Below are 20205 nucleotides of genomic sequence, written 5' to 3'. Positions count from 1 at the left end.
AAATTAACCTTTTACTTTTTGTTTTATTTTTGACCAACGATAATTTCGAACAAATTTTTCTTGGTCTTTATTCACCATTTTTGGCGTATTATTACTTGAAGCTTCAAAAAAACCTTTCAAATAATACAAAATATACGATGGTTTCTTTTTACGTAAAGCTAATTTTGTGCCAGCAATTAAAGTTATCCAAAATCCATAACCAAGCGCATAATAAGCCGAACCTTGTTTATACAACGCCGATTTATTGTAACTCGCACCAGTCGGTTTTAAATGCTTAATCTGCAATGATTCGTCTGTTACAACTTTCCAACCATAATATTTGCACAACAATTCATCAACGGTATCCCAACCCATGTGCGGACGAAGACCACCAATTTTTTCGTAACAATTTTTTCGATACGCTTTAAAAGCGCCTCTAATATGGTCTTTATCTGTTAAACTTTCTAAAATCCATTTTCCATCTTTCTCGATATAAGCAAAACCACCAACCATTGCAATTTGCGAATCTTGGTTAAAATGATGCAAAATAGTTTCGAAATAATTGAACGGAATATCTAAGTCGGCATCCAGTTTTACGATGATATCATAATTAGGATCAATGATTTCGTATCCTTTTAAAAAAGCTTGTACAACTTTACTTCCGGGTTGATGTTCACTTTTCGAAAGAATATTTCGAAGTTTAATAAAAGAATATTTTGCCGAAAATTCTTCCACAATTTGTTGCGTTTTATCGGTAGAATGATCGTTAACAACAATCACTTCATGCGGTAAAACCGTCTGGTTTATAATTGCATTTAGGGTAACGGTAATAAAATCTTCTTCGTTATGTGCGGGTATAACAATTGAATATTTAGTAAACAAAGTCTTTTTTTCGTTCTGCGTAGACAGCATAATATCTTGGTGTAATACTTCTTAATAAAGGTCTAATTCCTAATTTATTTGTAGGATGCGTCCATTTGTGACGATGAATAACTTCCCAACCAGCTTTTTCCATTAACATATCAAATTGCCAATCTTCAAATTCGTGATAATGTACATCGCGCGGATCATTTTGATTGCGATATGCTGATGAAAACCACAAACGCATTGGTATTGAGGCCAATAATTTGTCGCCTGGTAAATTTCTTAAAACTTCCATTGGATTAACCAAGTGTTCTAAAATTTCTAAAGCTGTTACAAAGTTAGCATCATAATTTTGTAAATCGTTATAATGATAATCTAAATCGTCGCCGTTGGTGTTTTTTACATCAAAACCATTCTCTAACATAACATCAGTAAACGGGTTTTTTACACCTAAATCAAGAATTTTATCTGTAGGTTTTGCAAATTTATTTAGTAGCGCTAAAGTCTCGTTGTATCTTTTTTGTGGATATACTTTGTACATTTTTATAGTCGTTTTCGAATGGTAAATTTAATCATCATATTTTAATATCGAGGATTTCTATTTTAAAAATTTTTATTGCAAATTTGTCAAATGAATTTGGTGAAACATTATCGTTTAAGAAACGAAAAAAAAGTGGAAGGATATGCGAAAGAAGTAAATGGTGTAACTTTTTTTAAAGGTTACAATGAATTTACGTGGCATAAAAATCCTTTACAGTTTGATACGATAGATGTTGGCGTAGAAATTTTGGATAGACGAAATCGCCGTCTTTATACAAATGATATTGTTTTGTACAAAGTTTTAACCAAACCATATACGCGCAAAGGTTTTGTTGTTTTTGAACCAAATACCAAAGAATTTGGAATTATAGATATGGCTTCTTTTCATTTTACGCCTTTTTATCTCAATGATTTATCACTTTTTGATAAAGATCGTTTAGAGGTTATTTCGCATTTATTTACCGCAAAAGAAAAAGCTAAATAAAAAGAGAATCAACGAATCAATTCTCTTTAAATCTTATAAATTTTCTAACATCAAAATAATTTCACTTTCGATGCGTTGCATCATTTCATCAGAAATTTCGAGTTGATGCGTTGTATCTTCTATAGTATTATACGTTAATTCGCCCGATTTTAAATTCAAATTATACTCAATTTGACCTTCCCACGAATTACTTGATTCGTAAAAAGAAATCTTATCAAAAGGCAAACGATCTAATAATTCAGCACCAAAATGATCTTCTAATTTAATTTTGTTTTCCTTATTTATTTTGTCCATTCCTTAATTATCATACTATTTGCAGCAGTTTCGTAGAAAATAATCGCTAAAAGTTGTAAAAATTCAGCATGATTTAATTTTCCATTCACCACTTCATCAATATTTGTTTCGTAATATTCTTCAATTGTTTTTGTCATCAATGTTTTAAATGCATCCAAAGAAATTGATTGATCTTTTAATTCATTCATTAAATATTTATCCGAATTCAAAAAATCTGGACGAGTTTTAAATAAAGGAGATTGACGAATATTTAGTGCATTATGCAAAGTTTGAGAAATTAAAACTCCACGTTCTTTTGTCTCAAACTCCCAACCAGTACGAACTCTACGCGGATTTGCTTCGTAAAAAACATGTTGATGAAACGCATGTATATGTTTCGCAATATCGGTATTGGTATGTAAATAAAGGAATTGTAAAATAGAGCTAAATAAATGATTCGCATTCAGATTATTAGGGTAATACGTAAAAAGTAACGGATAATGAAACAATGTCATATACAACGGCGAAAAACTATCAATTATATTAAGATTTAGAAGATTTGTGCCTTCAAAATCTGCTTTTTGATTCTTTTGATAATAATTAACTCCAGCCAAATAAATATCTTGGAGACTTAATTCAAATTGATTTAAATATGCGCCAATTCGTCTAAAAAAAGAAGTATTTAGTTGGTGAGAAGTAATTAATTTATACTCTTTTCCGTTAAATTCTTGTACAAAATCTTCAAGCAAATCTGTTTTTAAGTCCGCTTTAATTACTTGATCAAAATTGAAACCTTTTTGACGAATTTCATTTACATAAATCTGATTATAAGTATATATTAATTGCTTAATTGGCGTTGTATCTAATTCTTCGTATGGATTATAATCGTTTGTAGAAACGGCATACAAAGTAATTAATCGATGAAATTCTTGATGAATTTTCTGTTCTTCTGTAAACATATTCATCAATTGATTGGTATTTGCACTGATACAACTTTCTCCTAAAAAAAATAGAATTCCAGCTTTAAAATCTTCATCAAAACCACATCTGTCTAATGTTTGGTCAAAATAGGTTTTGAATGGATTTTCAGTTGAATGGTTCATATTGTTTATTTTTTCGTTCGATTTTTAAAAAGTAAAAGTATTGAATTTTTAAAGAATTAAAATGAAAAAACCTCTGCAAAACAGAGGTTTTAATTATTTATTTTTGAATGAATTTAGTAACTATTTAAAATTCAACTGTTGAAGGATTTAATCCAGAAAAACCATCAGCAGGCATTTCGTCAATCGCTTTGATATCTTCTTTACTCAATTCGAAATCAGCCGAATGTAAATTAGCTTCAATATTTTTTTCTGAAGAGGAGCGAGGCAATGGTAAAATTTCTTTCGCTAAACAATAATTAATACAAATTTGTCCTACAGAAACGTCGTATTTTTTTGCCAAAGAAATGATTAATTCATTTTCTAAAATTCGTCCAGATCCAAGTGGACTCCACGCTTCAATTAACAAATTATTTTGTTTACAATATTCTACTAATTCTGGTTGAGAATGTCCTGGATGAAACTCAATTTGATTGATCATTGGACTTATAGTAACACTTTTAGATAAAGCTTCTAAATGATTGATGTTAAAATTACTAACTCCAATGGATTTTGCTTTTCCTGATTTGTAAATTTCCTCAAAAGCGCGCCAAGTTTCAGCGTTTAATTCTTCCCAATTTTCTGGAAATTGAGTTTCATTTGCTGGCCAATGTATTAAATATAAATCAATATAATCTAGTTGTAAATCTGCCAAAGTTTGGTCAAAAGCAGCTAAAGCTTTTTCGTATCCACGTTCAGAATTCCAACATTTTGAGGTAATAAATAATTTTTCACGATCAATATTAGCCGTTTTTAAAACATGACCAATTTCTTTTTCATTCTGATAAATTGCAGCTGTATCGATATGTGTATAACCTTTAGCTAAAGCTATTTTTAAAGGTTCTGTAACTTTTTCTCCTTCTAATAACCAAGTTCCAAATCCAATTGCAGGAATTTCTACTTGATTTGATAGTGTGAAATTTTTCATCTTATTCAATATTAATTGATTCTAATTTCTTACCTAAAACTGTAAGCTTCTTTCAAATTTAGTTCATTCTTTAAAAAAATTAGTACTAAGAATTCGTTAAATCTTCTGTTAAAAGTGATTGATAGATTGTCAAAAATGATTTGTAGTTATAAAATTTGCTTTATATTTATTTCCGATTACAGGAAAAATTATAATAAATGACGCAGTATACTGGTACAATAGAGGATTTTATGAATGTGCACGAAGAATTTGTGAATGCATTAATTCTTAAAAAAATCAATCAAACGGTACAATTAGAAGATAAAAAATCAATTGATATTGAAAATAACGAATTGATTAAACAAAAATTAAATGATTTGAAAGAACATTTAAAAACACTTTTTCAAAATGAATTTGGAGATTGGGAAATTACCTTAGATTTAGAATCTTTTGAAAATGAATTTGAAAATCATTTCCAAGTTTCGAAAAAAGAATTAGAAGACAGTGTTATTCTAAAATAAAAAAATCAACTTAGTAATAAGTTGATTTTTTGTTTTATATAAGTTGAATAAAGAAGTTTAAAGTTTCATAAAATCTTCTTCTAATAAATCATCTAAAGGACTTTGCATAATTGAATTTGGTAAATTTCTGAATGCAAAATTTCTAATTCCAATCAAAAATTTATTATCAATTTGCGCTACTTTTCCTGCCAAACGAGAAGTGTCGATAATATAATGCGTACGTTTTAATCGACGTAGATTATAATGCTCAAAAGCCAATAAAATATCCGTGTCTTTTTTTGTTAATTCATCATATAAAACGCAAACATCTTCTACAGCCATACAAGCGCCTTGACCCATATTTGGCGTTGTTGCATGCGCTGCATCACCTATAAGCAATACACGATTAAACGCATAATTACTAATCGGTTTTATATCCATAACAGGTGTTGTAATCACATTATTTGGATCTGTTTTTTGTAAAGTAGAACGTATTTGACCAGAATAATCTTTAAACTGATTTTTAATATCGTTTAACGTATAATTGTAAATATCTGAATTGAGTGGCGCATTAACACAGGCATACCAATAAATTTGATTGTTAATTAAAGGTGTTAAACCAAATCGACCATTTGGACCCCAAGTTTCGATACTTTTTTTAGAATCAAAAGTTTTATCTTCTACAATTGCGCGCCAACACACATAACCTGCATAACGAGGTGTGGCTTGTTTAAGTAATTGTTGACGAATAGCAGAATTTATTCCATCCGAAGCAATTAAATAATCTCCTTCAGTAGAAGTTCCGTCCTCAAAATGTAGAATTACTTTTTCAAAACTTTGCTCAAACAAACGAACTTTTTTAGATGTATGAATTTTTGAAGCGTCAATTTTAGAAATTAAAAACCGATGTAAATCTGCGCGATGTATCGCAAAATTCTCGGTATTATAACTTTTTCTTAATTTTTCGGTATCTGCTTTTAAAATTGTTTTTTCTTGCCAATCTTGTATTTCAAAATCCTCGAGCATATGTCCAAGCGGAATTACTTCTTCGGCTAAATCTAATATTTCAAAAGCTTTCATTGCATTAGAAGCTAAGCCAAAACCCGCTCCAATACCACGAACATCAGCCGAAGCTTCAAATATTTCGTATTCATAATTTAAATCTTGCAAGGCTTTTGCTAAAGTTAAACCTGCAATTCCGGCTCCTGCAATTAAGAATTTTTTACTCATTCGTCTATTTCTAAACTTGTATTTGGATGACAAAAATAGTCATTCTGTCATAAATTGATAAAATAAAAGCGAGTTTAAATAAACTCGCTTTTAGATATTATATTTTTAATGAATTATAGTTCGTTAAAATATTTGTAGAAATATGGAATAGTTTCGATTCCTTTGTAGAAATTGAATAATCCATAATGTTCGTTAGGTGAGTGGATAACGTCAGAGTTTAATCCGAATCCCATTAAAACAGATTTTGTTCCTAATTCTTCTTCAAATAATGCAACAATAGGAATAGATCCTCCAGCTCTTTCTGCCAATGCTTCTTTTTCAAAAGTTTCTGCCAATGCTTTTTTCGCAGCAATAAAACCTTTGTGGTTTGTAGGTAAAATGTAAGGTTTACCACCGTGATGTGGTTTTACTTTTACTTCTACAGATGATGGCGCTAATGTTGGAAAATAATCTTCAAATTGTTTTGTCACAACATCAGGATCTTGACCTGGAACTAAACGCATCGAGATTTTTGCATAAGCATGAGAAGGAATAACTGTTTTTGCACCTTCACCAAGATATCCACCCCAAATTCCGTTTACATCTAAAGTTGGACGAATAGAGGCTCTTTCAATTGTAGAGAAACCATCTTCTCCTTGAATATCTGCAATTCCGATTGATTTTTTGTAAGCATCTAAATCGAAAGGAATTTTAGCCATATCAGCTCTTTCGTCTTCTGTTAACTCTAAAACTGTATCATAAAATCCAGGAATTGTAATGTGTCCTTTTTCGTCAATTAATTTACCAATCATTGTAGCTAATACATTAATTGGATTTGGAACTGCACCACCATAAACACCAGAATGCATATCGCGATTAGCTCCTTTTACTTCAACCTCTACATAAGATAAACCACGTAAACCAACTGATATTGAAGGTTGTTCGTTAGAAATCATAGAAGTGTCAGAAATTAAAATAACATCGTTTTTTAATTTCTCTTTATTGTCTTTTACAAAATTTACTAATGAAGGAGAACCAATTTCTTCTTCACCTTCTATCATAAATTTTACATTACAAGGCAATTCATTTGCTTTATTTAAAGCTTCAAATGCCTTTACATGCATGTACATTTGACCTTTATCATCTGCAGAACCACGCGCAAAAATTGCACCTTCTGGGTGAATTTCTGTTTTCTTGATAACTGGTTCAAATGGTCCAGATTCCCATAATTCTAATGGATCAGCAGGTTGTACATCATAATGTCCATAAACTAAAACTGTTGGTTTTGATGGATCGATGATTTTTTCTCCGTAGATAACTGGAAAACCTTCTGTTTCGCATACTTCTACATTGTCAGCACCAGCTTCTTTTAAATATTTTGCAACTAAATCAGCAGCATCATTTACGTCTTGCGTGTAGGCTGGATCAGCACTAATTGATGGAATTTTTAATAATTCGATTAATTCATCAAGAAAACGTTGTTTATTTTCTTGTATAAATTTTTGCGTATTGTTCATCTTTGTTTGTTATGACTAATAGGTAAATTTAAGCATAAATCTTTAGTTGAGTAATTTTTTCTTAAAAAAATATAATTGCAAAACCTTTGTATCTTTGCACAAAATTTAAAAGAATGATTTTATTCAATACCACTTTTATTGTGGAAGAAGCTGTACATGATGATTGGTTTTTGTGGTTAAAAGAAGAACATATAAATGATTATTTAAAATCAAATTGTTTTTTAGGTGCGCGATTAGGAAAAATAACGTCACATTCAGAACCAGGATTTATCTCATATTCGTTGCAATTATTTTGTAATGACGAATTAACGTTAGATCAATTTAAAAATAATTTTTTAACAGATATACAACAAAAATCACTTCAAAAATATGCAACAAAAGTTTTGACTTTTATGAGTGAAATGGAGCATATTAGCGATTATAATTAAATAAAAAAATGCAGTAGATTTCTACTGCATTTTTTATGAATTTATGTTTTAACAATTAGATTTCGAATGAACGAACAGCATCTAATGTTTTATTAATTTCGGTATCTTTAATTGCATCAGAAATAAACCATGTTTCGTAACCAGAAGGCGCTAAATAAACTCCATTGGCTAATAAATGATGGAAAAATTTATTGAAACTATCGTGATTACATTTTGTAACAGCCGTAAAATTATTGATTTCATCTTGTTTTGTAAAAAACAATGACATCATCGATCCTAAACGATTAATTTTATTTGCAATTCCTTTTTCTGCTAAGATTTTAGAAATCTCTACATCCAACGTTTCAGTAGCTTTATCAATACGCGTAAATAATTCACGATCGTTATTAATAATGTTCAAAGTTGTAATACCAGCACGCATTGCAATTGGGTTTCCAGACAAAGTACCCGCTTGATAAACAGGACCAAGAGGAGCAAGGTGATTCATTATTTCGCGACGCGCAGCAAATGCACCAACCGGAAAACCACCACCAATTACTTTTCCAAAAGTTACAATATCAGCTTTGATGTTTAAACGTTCTTGTGATCCACCCATTGCTTGGCGAAAACCAGTCATAACTTCATCAAAAATTAATAAAGCACCGTTTTCATCACAAATTTGTCTTAAACCTTCTAAGAAACCTTTTTCTGGAAGAATACATCCCATGTTTCCTGCAATTGGTTCTACAATAATTGCCGCAATTTGGTCTTTATTATTTTCGAATAAAGCTTTTACTTCATCCAAATTATTGTACTCTGCCAATAACGTATCTTTCGCAGTTCCTTGTGTTACACCTGGCGAATTTGGATTACCAAATGTCGCAGCACCAGAACCTGCTTTTATCAAAAAAGAATCTGAATGACCGTGGTAACAACCTTCAAATTTTACAATTTTATCACGATTTGTATAACCTCTAGCCAAACGAATTGCAGACATACAAGCTTCTGTACCAGAATTTACCATACGAACCATGTCGATATTTGGTACAACAGATGTAATTAATTTTGCAATTTCTGTTTCTAATTCAGTTGGTGTACCAAAAGAAAAACCGTTTTTCATTTGTTCTACAGTCGCGCTCAAAACTTCTGGATGTGTGTGTCCAACAATCATTGGTCCCCAAGAGTTTATGTAATCAACATAAGCACGTCCATCTTCATCATAAATATAAGCGCCTTCGGCTTTTTTAATGAAAATTGGTGTTCCGCCTACAGATTTGAATGCACGAACAGGTGAGTTTACACCTCCAGGAATATATTCTTGCGCGTCTTTAAATAATGCGCTGCTTCTTTGATACAACATAATTTTTATAAAAAAAAGATGCACAAATTTACTGAATTATAAACGAAAAATGAACTGATTTTGGTTAGATTGTCAGTTTATGTTCAGATTTTTGAGCTAAATAGTCAATTAATGTTTTGATAATTTTATTTTCCTTTAAAATCGTTTGATTTCCAATCAAAAACAATTGCTCTTTTGCACGTGTCAAAGCAACATTTAGTTTTCGGTCAACATTTCCTTCATCATTCATATTAACAAGCGAATTTAGCTGAGAAGAATAGGTAACCGCAAAACTATACAAGATAATATCGCGCTGACTGCCTTGATAACGCTCAACCGTATCAACTGTAATTTGCTCATAATTCGGAATATTTGCTAACTCTAATTTTTGCTTAATTAATGCAATTTGATTTCGAAAAGGCGCAATAATTCCAATTGTTTTTTTCGGATCAAATGGTTTATTATTGAGTTGATATAAAGTTATAATTTCTTTTACAAAATTGACAATCCAATCTGCTTCTTGAATATTAGTTGAAGGTAAATATGGATTTTCTTCGACATTAATATACGCAAAACGATGATTTACAATAAAATTCTGAAGTTCATTTGTTACATCAAATTCAGTAAAATTTAATTCAGCTCGTTGGCGATTTAAACTTTGTTTAATTTCTTCATTCAAGTTTGGAATATCATAAGCAACATTCAGTTTTCCATCATAAAAATGTTGATTCGGAAAATCTGCAATCTCTGCGTGCATACGACCTTGATACGTTAATTGATCGTATGCATTATCAAGTTTATTGCGTTCACAATATTCGTATAATCGTTCAAAAATTGAGTTTTTACGATTCATCAAACCAATTTCTTCTAACAAAGGATTATTTGTTTTCGCCAATTCAGGATTTTGTAATACAATAGCAGGTAATTGTTTATGATCACCAATCATAATAAAACGCTCGGCTTTTGGCAAAATCCCTATAATTTGAGGTTCTAAAATCTGAGAAGCTTCATCTATAATAATTGTATCAAACTTTTTTAACGAAAGAATATCACTTTTACTTGAAATTGAAGCAACTGTCGAAACAAATATGCGTTGATTATGAATAATTTCTTGAATTGTTTTTCGAGAAAATTTTTCTTTTTTTGATTCTAATTCAGCATCTTTTTGTTGAATAATCGTATTCAATAAATTCTGATGAAATTCGGACGAAGTCGATAATTCGTTACCAATTCGTATAAATTTTTGTTGAATTTGGTCATTTATTGCTGTATTTATAGATTCGCACAATTCATCAACCGCACGATTTGTATACGCCAATAAAAGAATATTAGAAGTCTGATTTTCATAAATTTCTTTGACCAATTCTTTTATAATTATAGATGTTTTTCCAGTTCCTGGAGGTCCATTTAATAAAAAATAATCGTTGGCAGAAAGTGCTTTGTTAAGAATTCTATTTTGTTCTTCCGAAAGATTTTGATTAAAATAAGTTGAATTTAATCTGCTTTTTGGTTGAATTTGAGTTAATAATAATTCTTTTTTAGCTTTTGGCGCTTTCATAAAACCGTATAAATTTCTGTACATCGAAACAAATGACGAATCCATAAAATCACGTTCTAAAGCCCATTTTCCAGATTTATCGAACGAATCAAAAAAACGTGTATTTGGTTGCTGAAAACGAAAACGCAACACAATATATTCTCGCGAAATACTTTTGATTGTACATTTAAAAACCTGATTAGTTAAAACAGAATCTTCGTTTTTATTTCTTGGATAAAGTACGCAAATATCGCCTTCTCGGATAGAAATAAAGTCATTTTCGGGATTTGTACGTTTCAATTTAATCTCTCTTTTTTGTTCAGAAATATTATTTTCTACAATTTCTAAATCATAAATAATCTCGAAATTATTGTTTTTTTCTTTGAAAGAATTTAGCCACAAACTCGCCAATCCATTATTGGATGTCGATTGCCCTAAACCCAATTTTGCCATGTATTGTTCTTTCGCAATAAAATTAGAAAAAGAGTAGAAGTAAGCCTTTTCTAAAGCTGTACTTGTACGAATTGGATAAAGAAATTTCTCAATTTGTTCTTCTAATATTTCTCTGAAACGAGGTTTTATTTTTCGAGTAATAAAATTATCCGGTTTAATTGAATAAATAATTGATTCTATTTCTTTTAAATCGTGATTTGCTAATCTATTTTCATTGATAATGATACGATTTCGTAAATCAAAAATACGTTGAACCCGATTTAAAGTCGGAACATCAAAACGTAGATTTCCTTGGTAAACTTTTGAATAAAAAATATAACCATCTGTATTTTTTGTAACGTCTTTAAACTCTAAATTATACAACACACCAATTATCTGATAATATAAAAACAATTGCGTCGCATGATTTGGTTTTACACTTTTGCCATCATCAGGAAAAGGCGCGCCACCAGATTTTAACTCGATGATTTTATTTTTACCATCCGAATTTAAATCTAAAAGATCCAAACGACCTTGAATACCATATTGTTCGCACAAAAAAGAAGGTTCTATCAAAGCTCTGTCCAACGAAATATCATATTTTTCGAAATCAGCAACTAAAACTTTCTGAATTCGATCAAAATGACCTTTTGCTTCGAGATAATAATCTTTTAAATCTTGCGGATTAATCAAATCTTTGCAACTCGTATATTCTAACGGATAATTTTTGAAATCGTTCTTGAAAATTTCATTAAAATCAGTTGTTTCGATATTCTCTGTACAAAAATGATCAACAACCGCATTTGCAAAATTTCCTAAACGAATATGTTTGCTGTTTGGCGCTTCATCAAATTTTTTCTGAATATAATGCAATTCAGACGTTCCATAATCCTGAAAACATTCGGCAATTGCAGAAATATCAACCAAATAATCGGGTTCTAAAATAATAAAACGTGGATGATAAATTCCTTCTTCGTCAACAGTAGTATTAACCAAATTAAGTTGCGCACCAACCCAAAAATCATTCACCGATTTAAACAATTCGTTTACACCATCTTCATCAATTTGAATTGTAATATATTCTTCGGTTTCATTGTCTTCGTGATCGCAAATCAAACAATCTCGTTTCACTTCAATTACTTGAACTCTTAGTTTTTTGATTCGATTTCGAGGAATAAAACGATTGGTGTAATATTCTTTTTCAGGAAAATAATAAATAATTTCTGCCGGAATTAAAACTTCGTAAATAGAAGCTATAAATTCTGCAACATATTTATAATGTGTATAATATTCGTGTTCTGTCGGCTCGTATTTTTCTGTTAAAATACGTTGTGTAGTTTTACGAAACGAATGTATTTTAGTTGAAACATGGTATTGATTGCAGATAAATGAAAGCTTTGAAAAGAAATTGGAAAACTGTAAAGCTTCATTTTTTGTAATTTCAAATGCAATATTTTCTACCAAACGTCTTAAATCCAGATATTTGGAATTAATTGGTTTTGTGGCTTGTTGAATTTGTAAAACTTCATTCAAATATAAATTCCCAGTTTCTTCTGCTTGCACGGCGATCAATTTTGTGTAAAATTACATTATATATTAGTAATTTTCAAAGGAGAAATGATGATATGAAAACCATCGGGATCAAGAATTGTAATTCCATTTTCGTTCCAATATGGATTTTTAGCTTTTATTGGTTTTAACTGAAATTTCTCCAGATTTTCTATAATTGTATCATATTCTTGTTGATTTTGAGGATAAAAAACCAAACAATCGTCTTCATCAAAATGATGATTTGCTTCATCATTTGACGTTGTAAATTCTAAATGCCAATCAAAATGTGGTTTTCCTATGAAAACTCCATCATAATTGTTGTGATTTTTGAATTCGCCTAATATTTCAAATTCAAAAATAGTTGTATAAAATCTCCTAATTTCATCTAATTGATTTGTATGACGAGCAACTCTAAATTCCATGATAAATTTGTAATTTCACTAAAAATAATGAATTAAATCTATTCAGAATCAATTATTTTTAATGATATTTTCAAACTATGAAAAATCTATTTTTAGTTATAATGGTGATGTTTTCTACGATTTTGTTTTCTCAAGAAAAGAAACAGGATATTAAATCGTCTAAAAATTTACAAGAAATATTGAAACCAATAAAAGCGAATTTTAATCGTCTAAATTCGATAAAATCTTGGACAAAAATAACAAAAGTTGAAACAGATGATTCTACAGAAGGTGGTTACATTAATTTTTATTATTTAGATGAAAATTTAGAAAAGATTTTGGTTAGAAAGTTTGGTGAATCTGGACAATATTTGGCCGAATATTATTTAATAAATGGTCAATTATCATTTTTATACGAAAAAGATGAAACCTATAATTTGCCTTTGTATTGGGAAGGCTTTGATGAATCTAAATCAAAAATTGCGTTAAAAAGATATTATTTTAATCAAAATAAATTAGTTGATTTAGTAAGTAATTTAAATCAGAAAAAACCATTAAATAATCAAGTTTTACAAGAAGAACAAAAAAAAAATCTTGATGAATTTAATGCTATTTTGAAATTAGCTAATTAACTTTTTTTAAATACTTTTTTATGTAAACTATTTTTAGGGATAAAAAGATTAACAAGAAAAGTCAAAATTATCAGAACAAATGGTGATAAAATGTAAGTTGTTAAACTTTTATATAAGCCTAAATTGATGAGGTAAATTTGTAAAACAATACTAATTAAGAGTAATAATATAAATGATAAGACTGAGTATATCAATTTTGTTTCAGAGAAAAATCACTATTTATGAAGATATTTAAAATAAATTAATAATAAATTAATTTTTATAATTTTGTAGTAAATAACGGAAAACCTATCTCTGAAATTAATCCTGGAAGTGAAGAAATTGCACTAAATGTTAATGATGCTTTGCAAGCATTAGAATTAGCAAAATATGATAAAATATTAATACTAGGAGGCGATATTCTTTCAGAACGAAATGGTTCACTTATTTACGCTTATCAACTTTGGGGAGATGAATTTCAATACCTAAACTGGTATTGTGATAAATTAAAAAATGAAAATAACGAAAACTATTTAAAAAGGAGTCTTAATGTTGCTAAAGAAGCTATTATTAATGCTAAAATTATTTCGGAGCAGTTAAATAAAAAATGTCTTATAGTATTTATTACTGATTAGTAATGTTTGGTACTGTTCCAGGCGTGTTATTTTATTACAACTCACACATAAACAATCAATTAATCATAAAATAACTTTGCTCAATAGTGGACAGGTAATCTGTTAGATGTGTTAGCAATCCGTAAGGAACACACACAGTATATTAACTATTAAATAACATCACCCAATGATGGATTAAATCTTTATTAATATGCCTCAAAAGTTAAACACTTTTTGGGGCATGTTTTATGGTTTCAAAATTTCATTAAAGTATAAACTAAATCCTAATTTTTGTATATTCGCATTAGAGTTATCGGAAATAGATTGAAAAACAATGTAATAAGAACCGTTACTAATTCGTTACTTCTCTTTTTTGGATTCACTTGAAAAACAATGAAATTCAAACTGTAATAGATTTTTGTAAATACTTTAAAATAAAAAAAAACCATCAATTTGATGGCTTTTTAGTTAATAAACTTCTTCTTTTTTAAAGAAAACAGTATCTATATTTTTTCTCAATTTCAGTTCGGTATATTGAATGGTATATTCATCAATTTTGCCATACGTTTCGAGCATATAATTGTCCTTAAAACGATAATTTCTTATTACTTTTTGACGCGCATTCGAACCAAGTTCGTCTTTCAAATCTAGTAGTTTCATCGAAATTTGATACTTTGAATCTTCTTCTATTTTATTGATAATTCGGTTTACATCAGCTGTATCAATAATCAAAACGGTTTTTTGTTTCATATTTTTAATTCCGTTAATGTCATTTGACACAATACGAATCGGATTTTTAAATCCAATACCTGCTTTGTGCAAATCATTTACCGCGTCTTGATTACTGTACATTTGGCTTCTGTAACCATATTTTACCATTGGTATCATAATGATTAGAAACATAATTGAGCAAATAATAATTGCTAATTTATTATAACCTGCCATTTTTAATCCATAATAAATAAATGGAATTAAGAGTAATATTACGATTCCGAAAATTACAACTGCTATTAATCCTGATTCCATTATCCGTTTATCATTGTTAAAAATTCATCTTCTGTCAATACAACAACAGTTCCTATTTCTTCTGCTTTTTTCAATTTGCTACCTGCTTTGTCGCCTGCAATCAAATAATTTAAGTTTTTAGATACTGCGGAAATATTTTTTCCACCATGATCTTCCACCATTTTTTGAGCTTCTGTACGTGTAAATTTGGTTAAAGATCCTGTAAATAGAAAAGTTTTACCTTCTAAAGAATCTGATAAAGGTTTAGCTTCGTCGCCAATTTCAAAGTTTAAACCATATTCTCTTAATCGTTGAATAATTAATTGATGATGTTCTTCTTTAAAATAATCTTGAATTGATACCGCTATTTTTTCGCCTACATCATCCACCGAAACTAATTCTTCTGTTGTCGCATTTATTAACCGATCAATCGTTTGAAAATGTTTTACTAATTTTTTTGCCACAGTTTCGCCAACATGACGAATTCCGATTGCATAAAGTACTTTTTCAAATGGTTGTTCTTTTGATTTCTCAACCGAATTAATAATATTTTGAGCAGATTTTTCCGCCATTCTTTCCAAAGGCAAAATATCTTCTTTTTTTAATGTATAAAAATCAGCAACATTATTTACCAAACCAGCTTGAAATAGTAAAGCTGCAGTTTCTCCGCCAATACTATCAATGTCCATCGCTTTTCGAGAGATAAAATGCTCAAGTTTACCAATAATTTGAGGTTCGCAACCATCTTCATTTGGGCAATAATGTTGTACTTCGCCTTCTTTACGAATCAATTCGGTTCGACAAGAAGGACAGTTTTTAATAAACTCAATTTCTTGTGTTTCGGGTTGACGAACATCTATATTTACACCAACAATTTTCGGAATAATTTCGCCACCTTTTTCTACATAAACCATATCACCAATTCGAATATCCAATTTTTTGATAATATCTTCATTGTGTACAGACGCACGTTTTACGATAGTACCTGCCAAAGAAACTGGCGCCAAATTAGCCACTGGCGTAATTGCACCCGTTCTACCAACTTGATAATCGATGCTTAATAATTCGGTTTCGGCAGCTTCGGCTTTAAATTTATAGGCCATTGCCCAACGCGGCGATTTTGCTGTATAACCTAATTCATCTTGTTGTGTAAACGAATTTACTTTGATTACAATTCCGTCTGTTTCGTAAGGCAAATTTTTACGTTCTACATCCCAATAGTTTACAAATTCTAAAACTTCTTCTAAAGATTGACATAGTTTTGATGTATTTGGAATCTTAAAACCTAATTCATCAGCCGCTTGTAGCATTTCCCATTGTGTAGCATAAGGTAAATTGTTTCCGATAAAATAATACGGAAAACATTGTAAACCACGTTTTGCAACTTCAGAATTATCTTGTAATTTTAATGATCCAGAAGCTGTATTTCTAGGATTTGCATACAATTCTAACCCATTATTTGCGCGTTCTTCATTAATCGCTGCAAATTTATCTAAAGGAATTGTAATTTCGCCGCGCATATAAAAACGTTCGGGATAATTACCTTTCAATTTTAAAGGAACAGATTGTATTGTTCTGATATTATTTGTGATTTCGTCACCTTGTGTTCCGTCACCACGCGTCACAGCTTGCGTTAATTCGCCATTTTCATATAAAATAGAAATTGATGCACCATCATATTTTAGTTCGCAAACAAATTCTATTTTTTCGCCTAATGCTTTTTCAATTCGTTTTTCCCAATCTTGTAAATCCTCAACCGAATATGAATTGTCTAAAGAATACATTCTAAATTCGTGCGCAATTGTCGGGAAATTTTTAGTCACCATTCCACCAACTCGTTGAGTAGGAGAGTTGATGTCAAAAAATATAGGATTTTCGTCTTCTAATCGTTTTAATTCTTTCAATTTCAAGTCAAATTCGAAATCAGAAATCGTCGGATTATCTAAAACGTAGTAATTATAATTATGTTGATTTAATTCTTCTCTTAAAGCAATAATTTTATCTTGAATTTCCATAGTCGAAATGTTACTGAGCAAAGATAAACACTAGATTTAAATCGCACAATTTTTAAAATAAAATCGAAGTCGTTATATTTAGGAATATTTATTGCATTAATTAAGAAAACTTAGAACCATGAATAATTTAATAGAAGTACTCGATACTAAATCGAAAGGATTTGAAAATACAGTTTCTATTGTAACAACCGGAGCAGCAGCAGGAATTGCAGTTTCTAAAGCTATAGAAAAAAACCAAAAAATTGGTGCATTAGTAGGAATCGGATTAGGTTTATTGGCTTATGCAATGTTTAGCCCAGAAGGAAAATTAAAAAAAGAAAAACGTAAGCTTGAAAAACAAATAGAAAAAATAGAAGGAGAAATTGAGAAATAAAATTTTATTTTTTTTGAGCATTGTCTCATTTTTAATCAGTTTAGTTTTACCAGTACATTTTATTTTCGATAAACCTGATGAATATTTAGGTTACGTTTATTTAAGCGTAGGCTGGTATACATTTCCTTATTTAGATTTTTTCTGTTGGTTAGGAAATTTCACGTTACTTGTTTCGTGGATATTTTATAAAAAGAAATTCAGTTTATACACCGCTTATTTAACGGCAGTATTAATGTCATTTTACGGAATTAATCATTTATTTGAGCTAGATATTCTAATGATTAAAGAATATCATCTTCCATTATTTGGTTATTGGCTATGGTTTTTATCATCAATTTTTCAAATAATTTACCTTTATAAAAGAAATTACATAAAAAGTCAAACTATATAGTTTGACTTTTTATTTTGCGAATATGATAATTTAGTCTCGAGTGGGATTTGATAATTCGTAATTATTTATTAAGTATTTAATAAATAATTAAAACTAAGCTTAATTCTATTGTTGTTTTCTTGATTTGATGTTTTAAAATCTCTTAAAACAGCCAATTTCCTTGCTTTTTTAATCACTTTTACGAATATCATAATCTATCCTCGAACATGATTAGATAAATGATAATTATTTACTTCAATTAATATCATTTTTAACCATCAAAATTTACTTGAATTTATATATAACATGATTCTCTATAAATAAAGTAGAGAAATAGTTTTGTCATTAAATTTCGAATTAATAGATTTGCTCAAAATTAAATCTCTATTTAAACCATAGAGATTATATTTAATTATTGAAATGAATCAACTCAAACAAATTTTAGAACAAGTTATTCAACAAAAAACATTAGAAGAAAAACTAAAGTTTTTGAATAATAATACAAAAGAAAAAATTGTTTTTTCGACAAGTTTTGGATTTGAAGATCAAGTTATCTCGCATGCTATTCTTAATCAAAAACTACAAAATATAGAAATTTTTACGTTAGATACGGGTCGTGTTTTTCAAGAAACTTATACAACTTGGAATAAAACCGAACTTAAATATCAAACGAAAATTAAACCATATTATCCTCCGACAACAGAATTAGAAAATTTTATAGAAGCAAATGGAATTAATCCTTTTTATGATTCTGTAGACTTGCGCAAACAATGTTGTTATATCCGAAAAGTAATTCCGTTAAATCGCGCTTTGCAAACTGCATCGATTTGGATTACTGGTTTGCGTGCCGAACAATCAAACAATCGTCATGATATGCACGAAATTGAATTTGATGAAGAAAAACAACTTTTTAAATTTAATCCTTTGATTGATTTTACGACAGAAGATTGTTTTAATTATCTAAAAGAAAATCGTGTGCCTTATAATCCTTTGCATGATAAAGGTTTTATAAGCATTGGTTGTGCGCCTTGTACGCGAGCAATTGCTGATGGAGAAGATTTTCGCGCTGGCCGTTGGTGGTGGGAAGATGAGAATAAAAAAGAATGTGGTTTACACGCAAAATAATTTAATACGTTTATGTCTACTCAAAATAGTTATTTAAAACAATTAGAAAACGAAGCAATTTATATTTTTAGAGAAACTGCGGCTCAATTTGAGCGTCCTGCATTACTTTTTTCTGGAGGTAAAGATTCTATCGTTTTAGTTCATTTGGCACTTAAAGCTTTTCGTCCTGGTAAATTTCCTTTTCCGCTTGTACATGTGGATACTGGGCATAATTTTCCGGAAGCGATAGAATTTAGAGATTATGTTGCAAATCAAATAGGAGAAAAACTTATTGTTGCTTCTGTAGAGGATGCGATTACAAAATATAATTTAAAAGAAACGGGCGGACGATTTCCTTCTCGTAATGCTTTGCAAACGTATGCACTTTTAGATGTGATTGAAGAAAATCAGTTTGATGCTTGTATTGGTGGCGCTCGTCGTGATGAAGAAAAAGCACGTGCAAAAGAACGTATTTTTTCTGTTCGTGATGATTTTGGCCAATGGGATCCAAAACTACAACGTCCAGAACTTTGGAATATATTAAATGGTCGCATCGATCAAGGACATAATGTTCGTGTTTTTCCTTTAAGTAATTGGACAGAACTTGATATTTGGAATTATATTAAACAAGAAAATATAGAATTGCCTTCGTTGTATTTTTCTCATGAAAGAGAATGTATTCAATATAATGATCGTTTAGTTGCAACTTCTCAATTTATACAACCACAAGATGGCGAAGATTATGGAATTGAAACTGTTCGTTATCGTACAGTTGGTGATATGACGTGTACTGCAGCTGTGCCTTCAACTGCTATAACAATTGATGAAATTATTGAAGAGATTATTGCTACTCGAGTTTCTGAACGTGGACAAACTCGTTTAGATGATCAAGTTTCTGAAGCGGCTATGGAAGATCGTAAAAAACAAGGCTACTTTTAAAACATTATTAGTCATTCTGAACTTGTTTCAGAATCGCATATTATTAGATACGAAGCTGAACTAAATTCAGCTTGACAATCTTGTTTTAAATAAAA

At 29.8% G+C, this 20205-nt stretch carries 20 protein-coding genes; 8 read left to right on the top strand and 12 right to left on the bottom strand.

Translation table 11 applies throughout. The features are described 5' to 3' along the window. Window positions 1-3: 3 nt before the first annotated feature. A complete protein-coding gene (locus BM072_RS06920) occupies window positions 4-891 on the bottom strand; it encodes a glycosyltransferase family 2 protein (RefSeq protein ID WP_092907896.1) in 888 nt (295 codons plus the stop codon). Continuing rightward, on the bottom strand, window positions 851-1384 hold the full coding sequence (locus tag BM072_RS06915; RefSeq protein WP_092907894.1) for a class I SAM-dependent methyltransferase: 534 nt from the start codon (window positions 1382-1384) through the stop codon (window positions 851-853). The genes BM072_RS06920 and BM072_RS06915 overlap by 41 nt, the downstream gene beginning before the upstream one ends. Window positions 1385-1474: 90 nt before the next feature. On the opposite strand from BM072_RS06915, the gene BM072_RS06910 reads away from it, so the two are divergent. Further along, complete coding sequence (locus BM072_RS06910) at window positions 1475-1867, top strand: hypothetical protein (RefSeq protein ID WP_092907892.1); 393 nt, start codon at window positions 1475-1477, stop codon at window positions 1865-1867. A gap of 33 nt (window positions 1868-1900) precedes the next feature. Here BM072_RS06910 and BM072_RS06905 read toward each other — a convergent pair whose 3' ends face one another. The 3 genes from BM072_RS06905 to BM072_RS06895 form a co-directional block, all read right to left on the bottom strand. Further along, the gene (locus BM072_RS06905) at window positions 1901-2161 is read right to left on the bottom strand and encodes a hypothetical protein (protein ID WP_092907890.1); all 261 of its coding nucleotides are present in this window, start codon (window positions 2159-2161) and stop codon (window positions 1901-1903) included. Continuing rightward, window positions 2149-3243: a hypothetical protein gene (locus tag BM072_RS06900; protein WP_092907888.1), complete on the bottom strand. Its 1095-nt coding sequence runs from the start codon at window positions 3241-3243 to the stop codon at window positions 2149-2151. Before BM072_RS06900 ends, BM072_RS06905 begins: the two co-directional genes overlap by 13 nt. 124 nt (window positions 3244-3367) lie before the next feature. Beyond that, window positions 3368-4207: an aldo/keto reductase gene (locus tag BM072_RS06895; protein WP_092907886.1), complete on the bottom strand. Its 840-nt coding sequence runs from the start codon at window positions 4205-4207 to the stop codon at window positions 3368-3370. Between the two features lie 197 nt (window positions 4208-4404). Here BM072_RS06895 and BM072_RS06890 point away from each other — a divergent pair, with 197 nt between their 5' ends. Further along, window positions 4405-4707, top strand: coding sequence for a hypothetical protein (locus BM072_RS06890; protein WP_092907884.1), 303 nt, complete (start codon window positions 4405-4407; stop codon window positions 4705-4707). Between the two features lie 57 nt (window positions 4708-4764). Here the strand turns inward: BM072_RS06890 and BM072_RS06885 are convergent, their stop codons facing one another. Both BM072_RS06885 and BM072_RS06880 read right to left on the bottom strand, forming a co-directional pair. Continuing rightward, a complete protein-coding gene (locus tag BM072_RS06885) occupies window positions 4765-5916 on the bottom strand; it encodes an FAD-dependent monooxygenase (protein WP_092907882.1) in 1152 nt (383 codons plus the stop codon). A 113-nt stretch (window positions 5917-6029) separates the two neighbouring features. Then, window positions 6030-7412, bottom strand: a complete 1383-nt coding sequence (locus tag BM072_RS06880) for a dipeptidase (protein ID WP_092907880.1) — start codon at window positions 7410-7412, stop codon at window positions 6030-6032. Window positions 7413-7525: 113 nt separating this feature from the next. Between BM072_RS06880 and BM072_RS06875 the strand changes: the two genes are divergently transcribed. Continuing rightward, a complete protein-coding gene (locus tag BM072_RS06875; RefSeq protein ID WP_092907878.1) occupies window positions 7526-7840 on the top strand; it encodes a DUF4286 family protein in 315 nt (104 codons plus the stop codon). Window positions 7841-7895: 55 nt separating this feature from the next. Here BM072_RS06875 and hemL read toward each other — a convergent pair whose 3' ends face one another. The 3 genes from hemL to BM072_RS06860 all read right to left on the bottom strand — a co-directional run bounded on the left by hemL (window position 7896) and on the right by BM072_RS06860 (window position 13100). Continuing rightward, window positions 7896-9179 (bottom strand): glutamate-1-semialdehyde 2,1-aminomutase, encoded by a 1284-nt coding sequence (gene hemL / locus BM072_RS06870; RefSeq protein ID WP_092907876.1) that lies wholly within the window; start codon window positions 9177-9179, stop codon window positions 7896-7898. Window positions 9180-9243: 64 nt separating this feature from the next. Further along, complete coding sequence (locus BM072_RS06865; protein WP_125113024.1) at window positions 9244-12690, bottom strand: ATP-dependent helicase; 3447 nt, start codon at window positions 12688-12690, stop codon at window positions 9244-9246. A gap of 26 nt (window positions 12691-12716) precedes the next feature. Next, window positions 12717-13100, bottom strand: coding sequence for a VOC family protein (locus BM072_RS06860; protein ID WP_092907872.1), 384 nt, complete (start codon window positions 13098-13100; stop codon window positions 12717-12719). Window positions 13101-13177: 77 nt separating this feature from the next. On the opposite strand from BM072_RS06860, the gene BM072_RS06855 reads away from it, so the two are divergent. Further along, on the top strand, window positions 13178-13711 hold the full coding sequence (locus tag BM072_RS06855) for a hypothetical protein (protein WP_125113025.1): 534 nt from the start codon (window positions 13178-13180) through the stop codon (window positions 13709-13711). 251 nt (window positions 13712-13962) lie between these two features. Continuing rightward, window positions 13963-14325, top strand: coding sequence for an Imm40 family immunity protein (gene imm40, locus BM072_RS06850; RefSeq protein ID WP_125113026.1), 363 nt, complete (start codon window positions 13963-13965; stop codon window positions 14323-14325). Between the two features lie 447 nt (window positions 14326-14772). On the opposite strand, the gene BM072_RS06845 is transcribed toward imm40, so the two are convergent. Together BM072_RS06845 and ligA are read right to left on the bottom strand one after the other, a co-directional pair. Beyond that, window positions 14773-15330, bottom strand: a complete 558-nt coding sequence (locus BM072_RS06845; RefSeq protein WP_092907866.1) for a hypothetical protein — start codon at window positions 15328-15330, stop codon at window positions 14773-14775. Then, window positions 15330-17324, bottom strand: a complete 1995-nt coding sequence (ligA, locus tag BM072_RS06840; protein ID WP_092907864.1) for an NAD-dependent DNA ligase LigA — start codon at window positions 17322-17324, stop codon at window positions 15330-15332. The genes BM072_RS06845 and ligA overlap by 1 nt, the downstream gene beginning before the upstream one ends. Before the next feature lie 118 nt (window positions 17325-17442). Between ligA and BM072_RS06835 the strand changes: the two genes are divergently transcribed. From BM072_RS06835 to cysD, 3 genes are all read left to right on the top strand, one after another. Then, window positions 17443-17697 carry a hypothetical protein gene (locus tag BM072_RS06835; RefSeq protein ID WP_092907862.1) on the top strand — a complete coding sequence of 85 codons (255 nt, stop codon included), beginning with the start codon at window positions 17443-17445 and terminating at the stop codon, window positions 17695-17697. Window positions 17698-18487: 790 nt separating this feature from the next. After that, window positions 18488-19192, top strand: a complete 705-nt coding sequence (locus BM072_RS06825; protein ID WP_092907858.1) for a phosphoadenylyl-sulfate reductase — start codon at window positions 18488-18490, stop codon at window positions 19190-19192. Between the two features lie 12 nt (window positions 19193-19204). Further along, window positions 19205-20110 (top strand): sulfate adenylyltransferase subunit CysD, encoded by a 906-nt coding sequence (cysD, locus tag BM072_RS06820; RefSeq protein ID WP_092907856.1) that lies wholly within the window; start codon window positions 19205-19207, stop codon window positions 20108-20110. Window positions 20111-20205: the final 95 nt, after the last annotated feature.

The organism is Algoriella xinjiangensis, from assembly GCF_900115015.1.
GTDB lineage: Bacteria > Bacteroidota > Bacteroidia > Flavobacteriales > Weeksellaceae > Empedobacter > Empedobacter xinjiangensis.
This window is presented reverse-complemented; position numbering and strand designations above follow the sequence as displayed.

Excerpts from the sequence above, each read along its gene's own strand:
- BM072_RS06905 (WP_092907890.1), bottom strand. The coding sequence starts at position 2,161 with ATGGACAAAATAAATAAGGAAAACAAAATTAAATTAGAAGATCATTTT.
- BM072_RS06890 (WP_092907884.1), top strand. The coding sequence starts at position 4,405 with ATGACGCAGTATACTGGTACAATAGAGGATTTTATGAATGTGCACGAA.
- BM072_RS06880 (WP_092907880.1), bottom strand. The coding sequence starts at position 7,412 with ATGAACAATACGCAAAAATTTATACAAGAAAATAAACAACGTTTTCTT.
- cysD (WP_092907856.1), top strand. The coding sequence starts at position 19,205 with ATGTCTACTCAAAATAGTTATTTAAAACAATTAGAAAACGAAGCAATT.
- BM072_RS06875 (WP_092907878.1), top strand. The coding sequence starts at position 7,526 with ATGATTTTATTCAATACCACTTTTATTGTGGAAGAAGCTGTACATGAT.
- BM072_RS06825 (WP_092907858.1), top strand. The coding sequence starts at position 18,488 with ATGAATCAACTCAAACAAATTTTAGAACAAGTTATTCAACAAAAAACA.
- BM072_RS06845 (WP_092907866.1), bottom strand. The coding sequence starts at position 15,330 with ATGGAATCAGGATTAATAGCAGTTGTAATTTTCGGAATCGTAATATTA.
- BM072_RS06855 (WP_125113025.1), top strand. The coding sequence starts at position 13,178 with ATGAAAAATCTATTTTTAGTTATAATGGTGATGTTTTCTACGATTTTG.
- BM072_RS06895 (WP_092907886.1), bottom strand. The coding sequence starts at position 4,207 with ATGAAAAATTTCACACTATCAAATCAAGTAGAAATTCCTGCAATTGGA.
- BM072_RS06860 (WP_092907872.1), bottom strand. The coding sequence starts at position 13,100 with ATGGAATTTAGAGTTGCTCGTCATACAAATCAATTAGATGAAATTAGG.
- BM072_RS06910 (WP_092907892.1), top strand. The coding sequence starts at position 1,475 with ATGAATTTGGTGAAACATTATCGTTTAAGAAACGAAAAAAAAGTGGAA.
- ligA (WP_092907864.1), bottom strand. The coding sequence starts at position 17,324 with ATGGAAATTCAAGATAAAATTATTGCTTTAAGAGAAGAATTAAATCAA.
- BM072_RS06915 (WP_092907894.1), bottom strand. The coding sequence starts at position 1,384 with ATGTACAAAGTATATCCACAAAAAAGATACAACGAGACTTTAGCGCTA.
- hemL (WP_092907876.1), bottom strand. The coding sequence starts at position 9,179 with ATGTTGTATCAAAGAAGCAGCGCATTATTTAAAGACGCGCAAGAATAT.
- BM072_RS06920 (WP_092907896.1), bottom strand. The coding sequence starts at position 891 with ATGCTGTCTACGCAGAACGAAAAAAAGACTTTGTTTACTAAATATTCA.
- BM072_RS06835 (WP_092907862.1), top strand. The coding sequence starts at position 17,443 with ATGAATAATTTAATAGAAGTACTCGATACTAAATCGAAAGGATTTGAA.
- BM072_RS06885 (WP_092907882.1), bottom strand. The coding sequence starts at position 5,916 with ATGAGTAAAAAATTCTTAATTGCAGGAGCCGGAATTGCAGGTTTAACT.
- BM072_RS06900 (WP_092907888.1), bottom strand. The coding sequence starts at position 3,243 with ATGAACCATTCAACTGAAAATCCATTCAAAACCTATTTTGACCAAACA.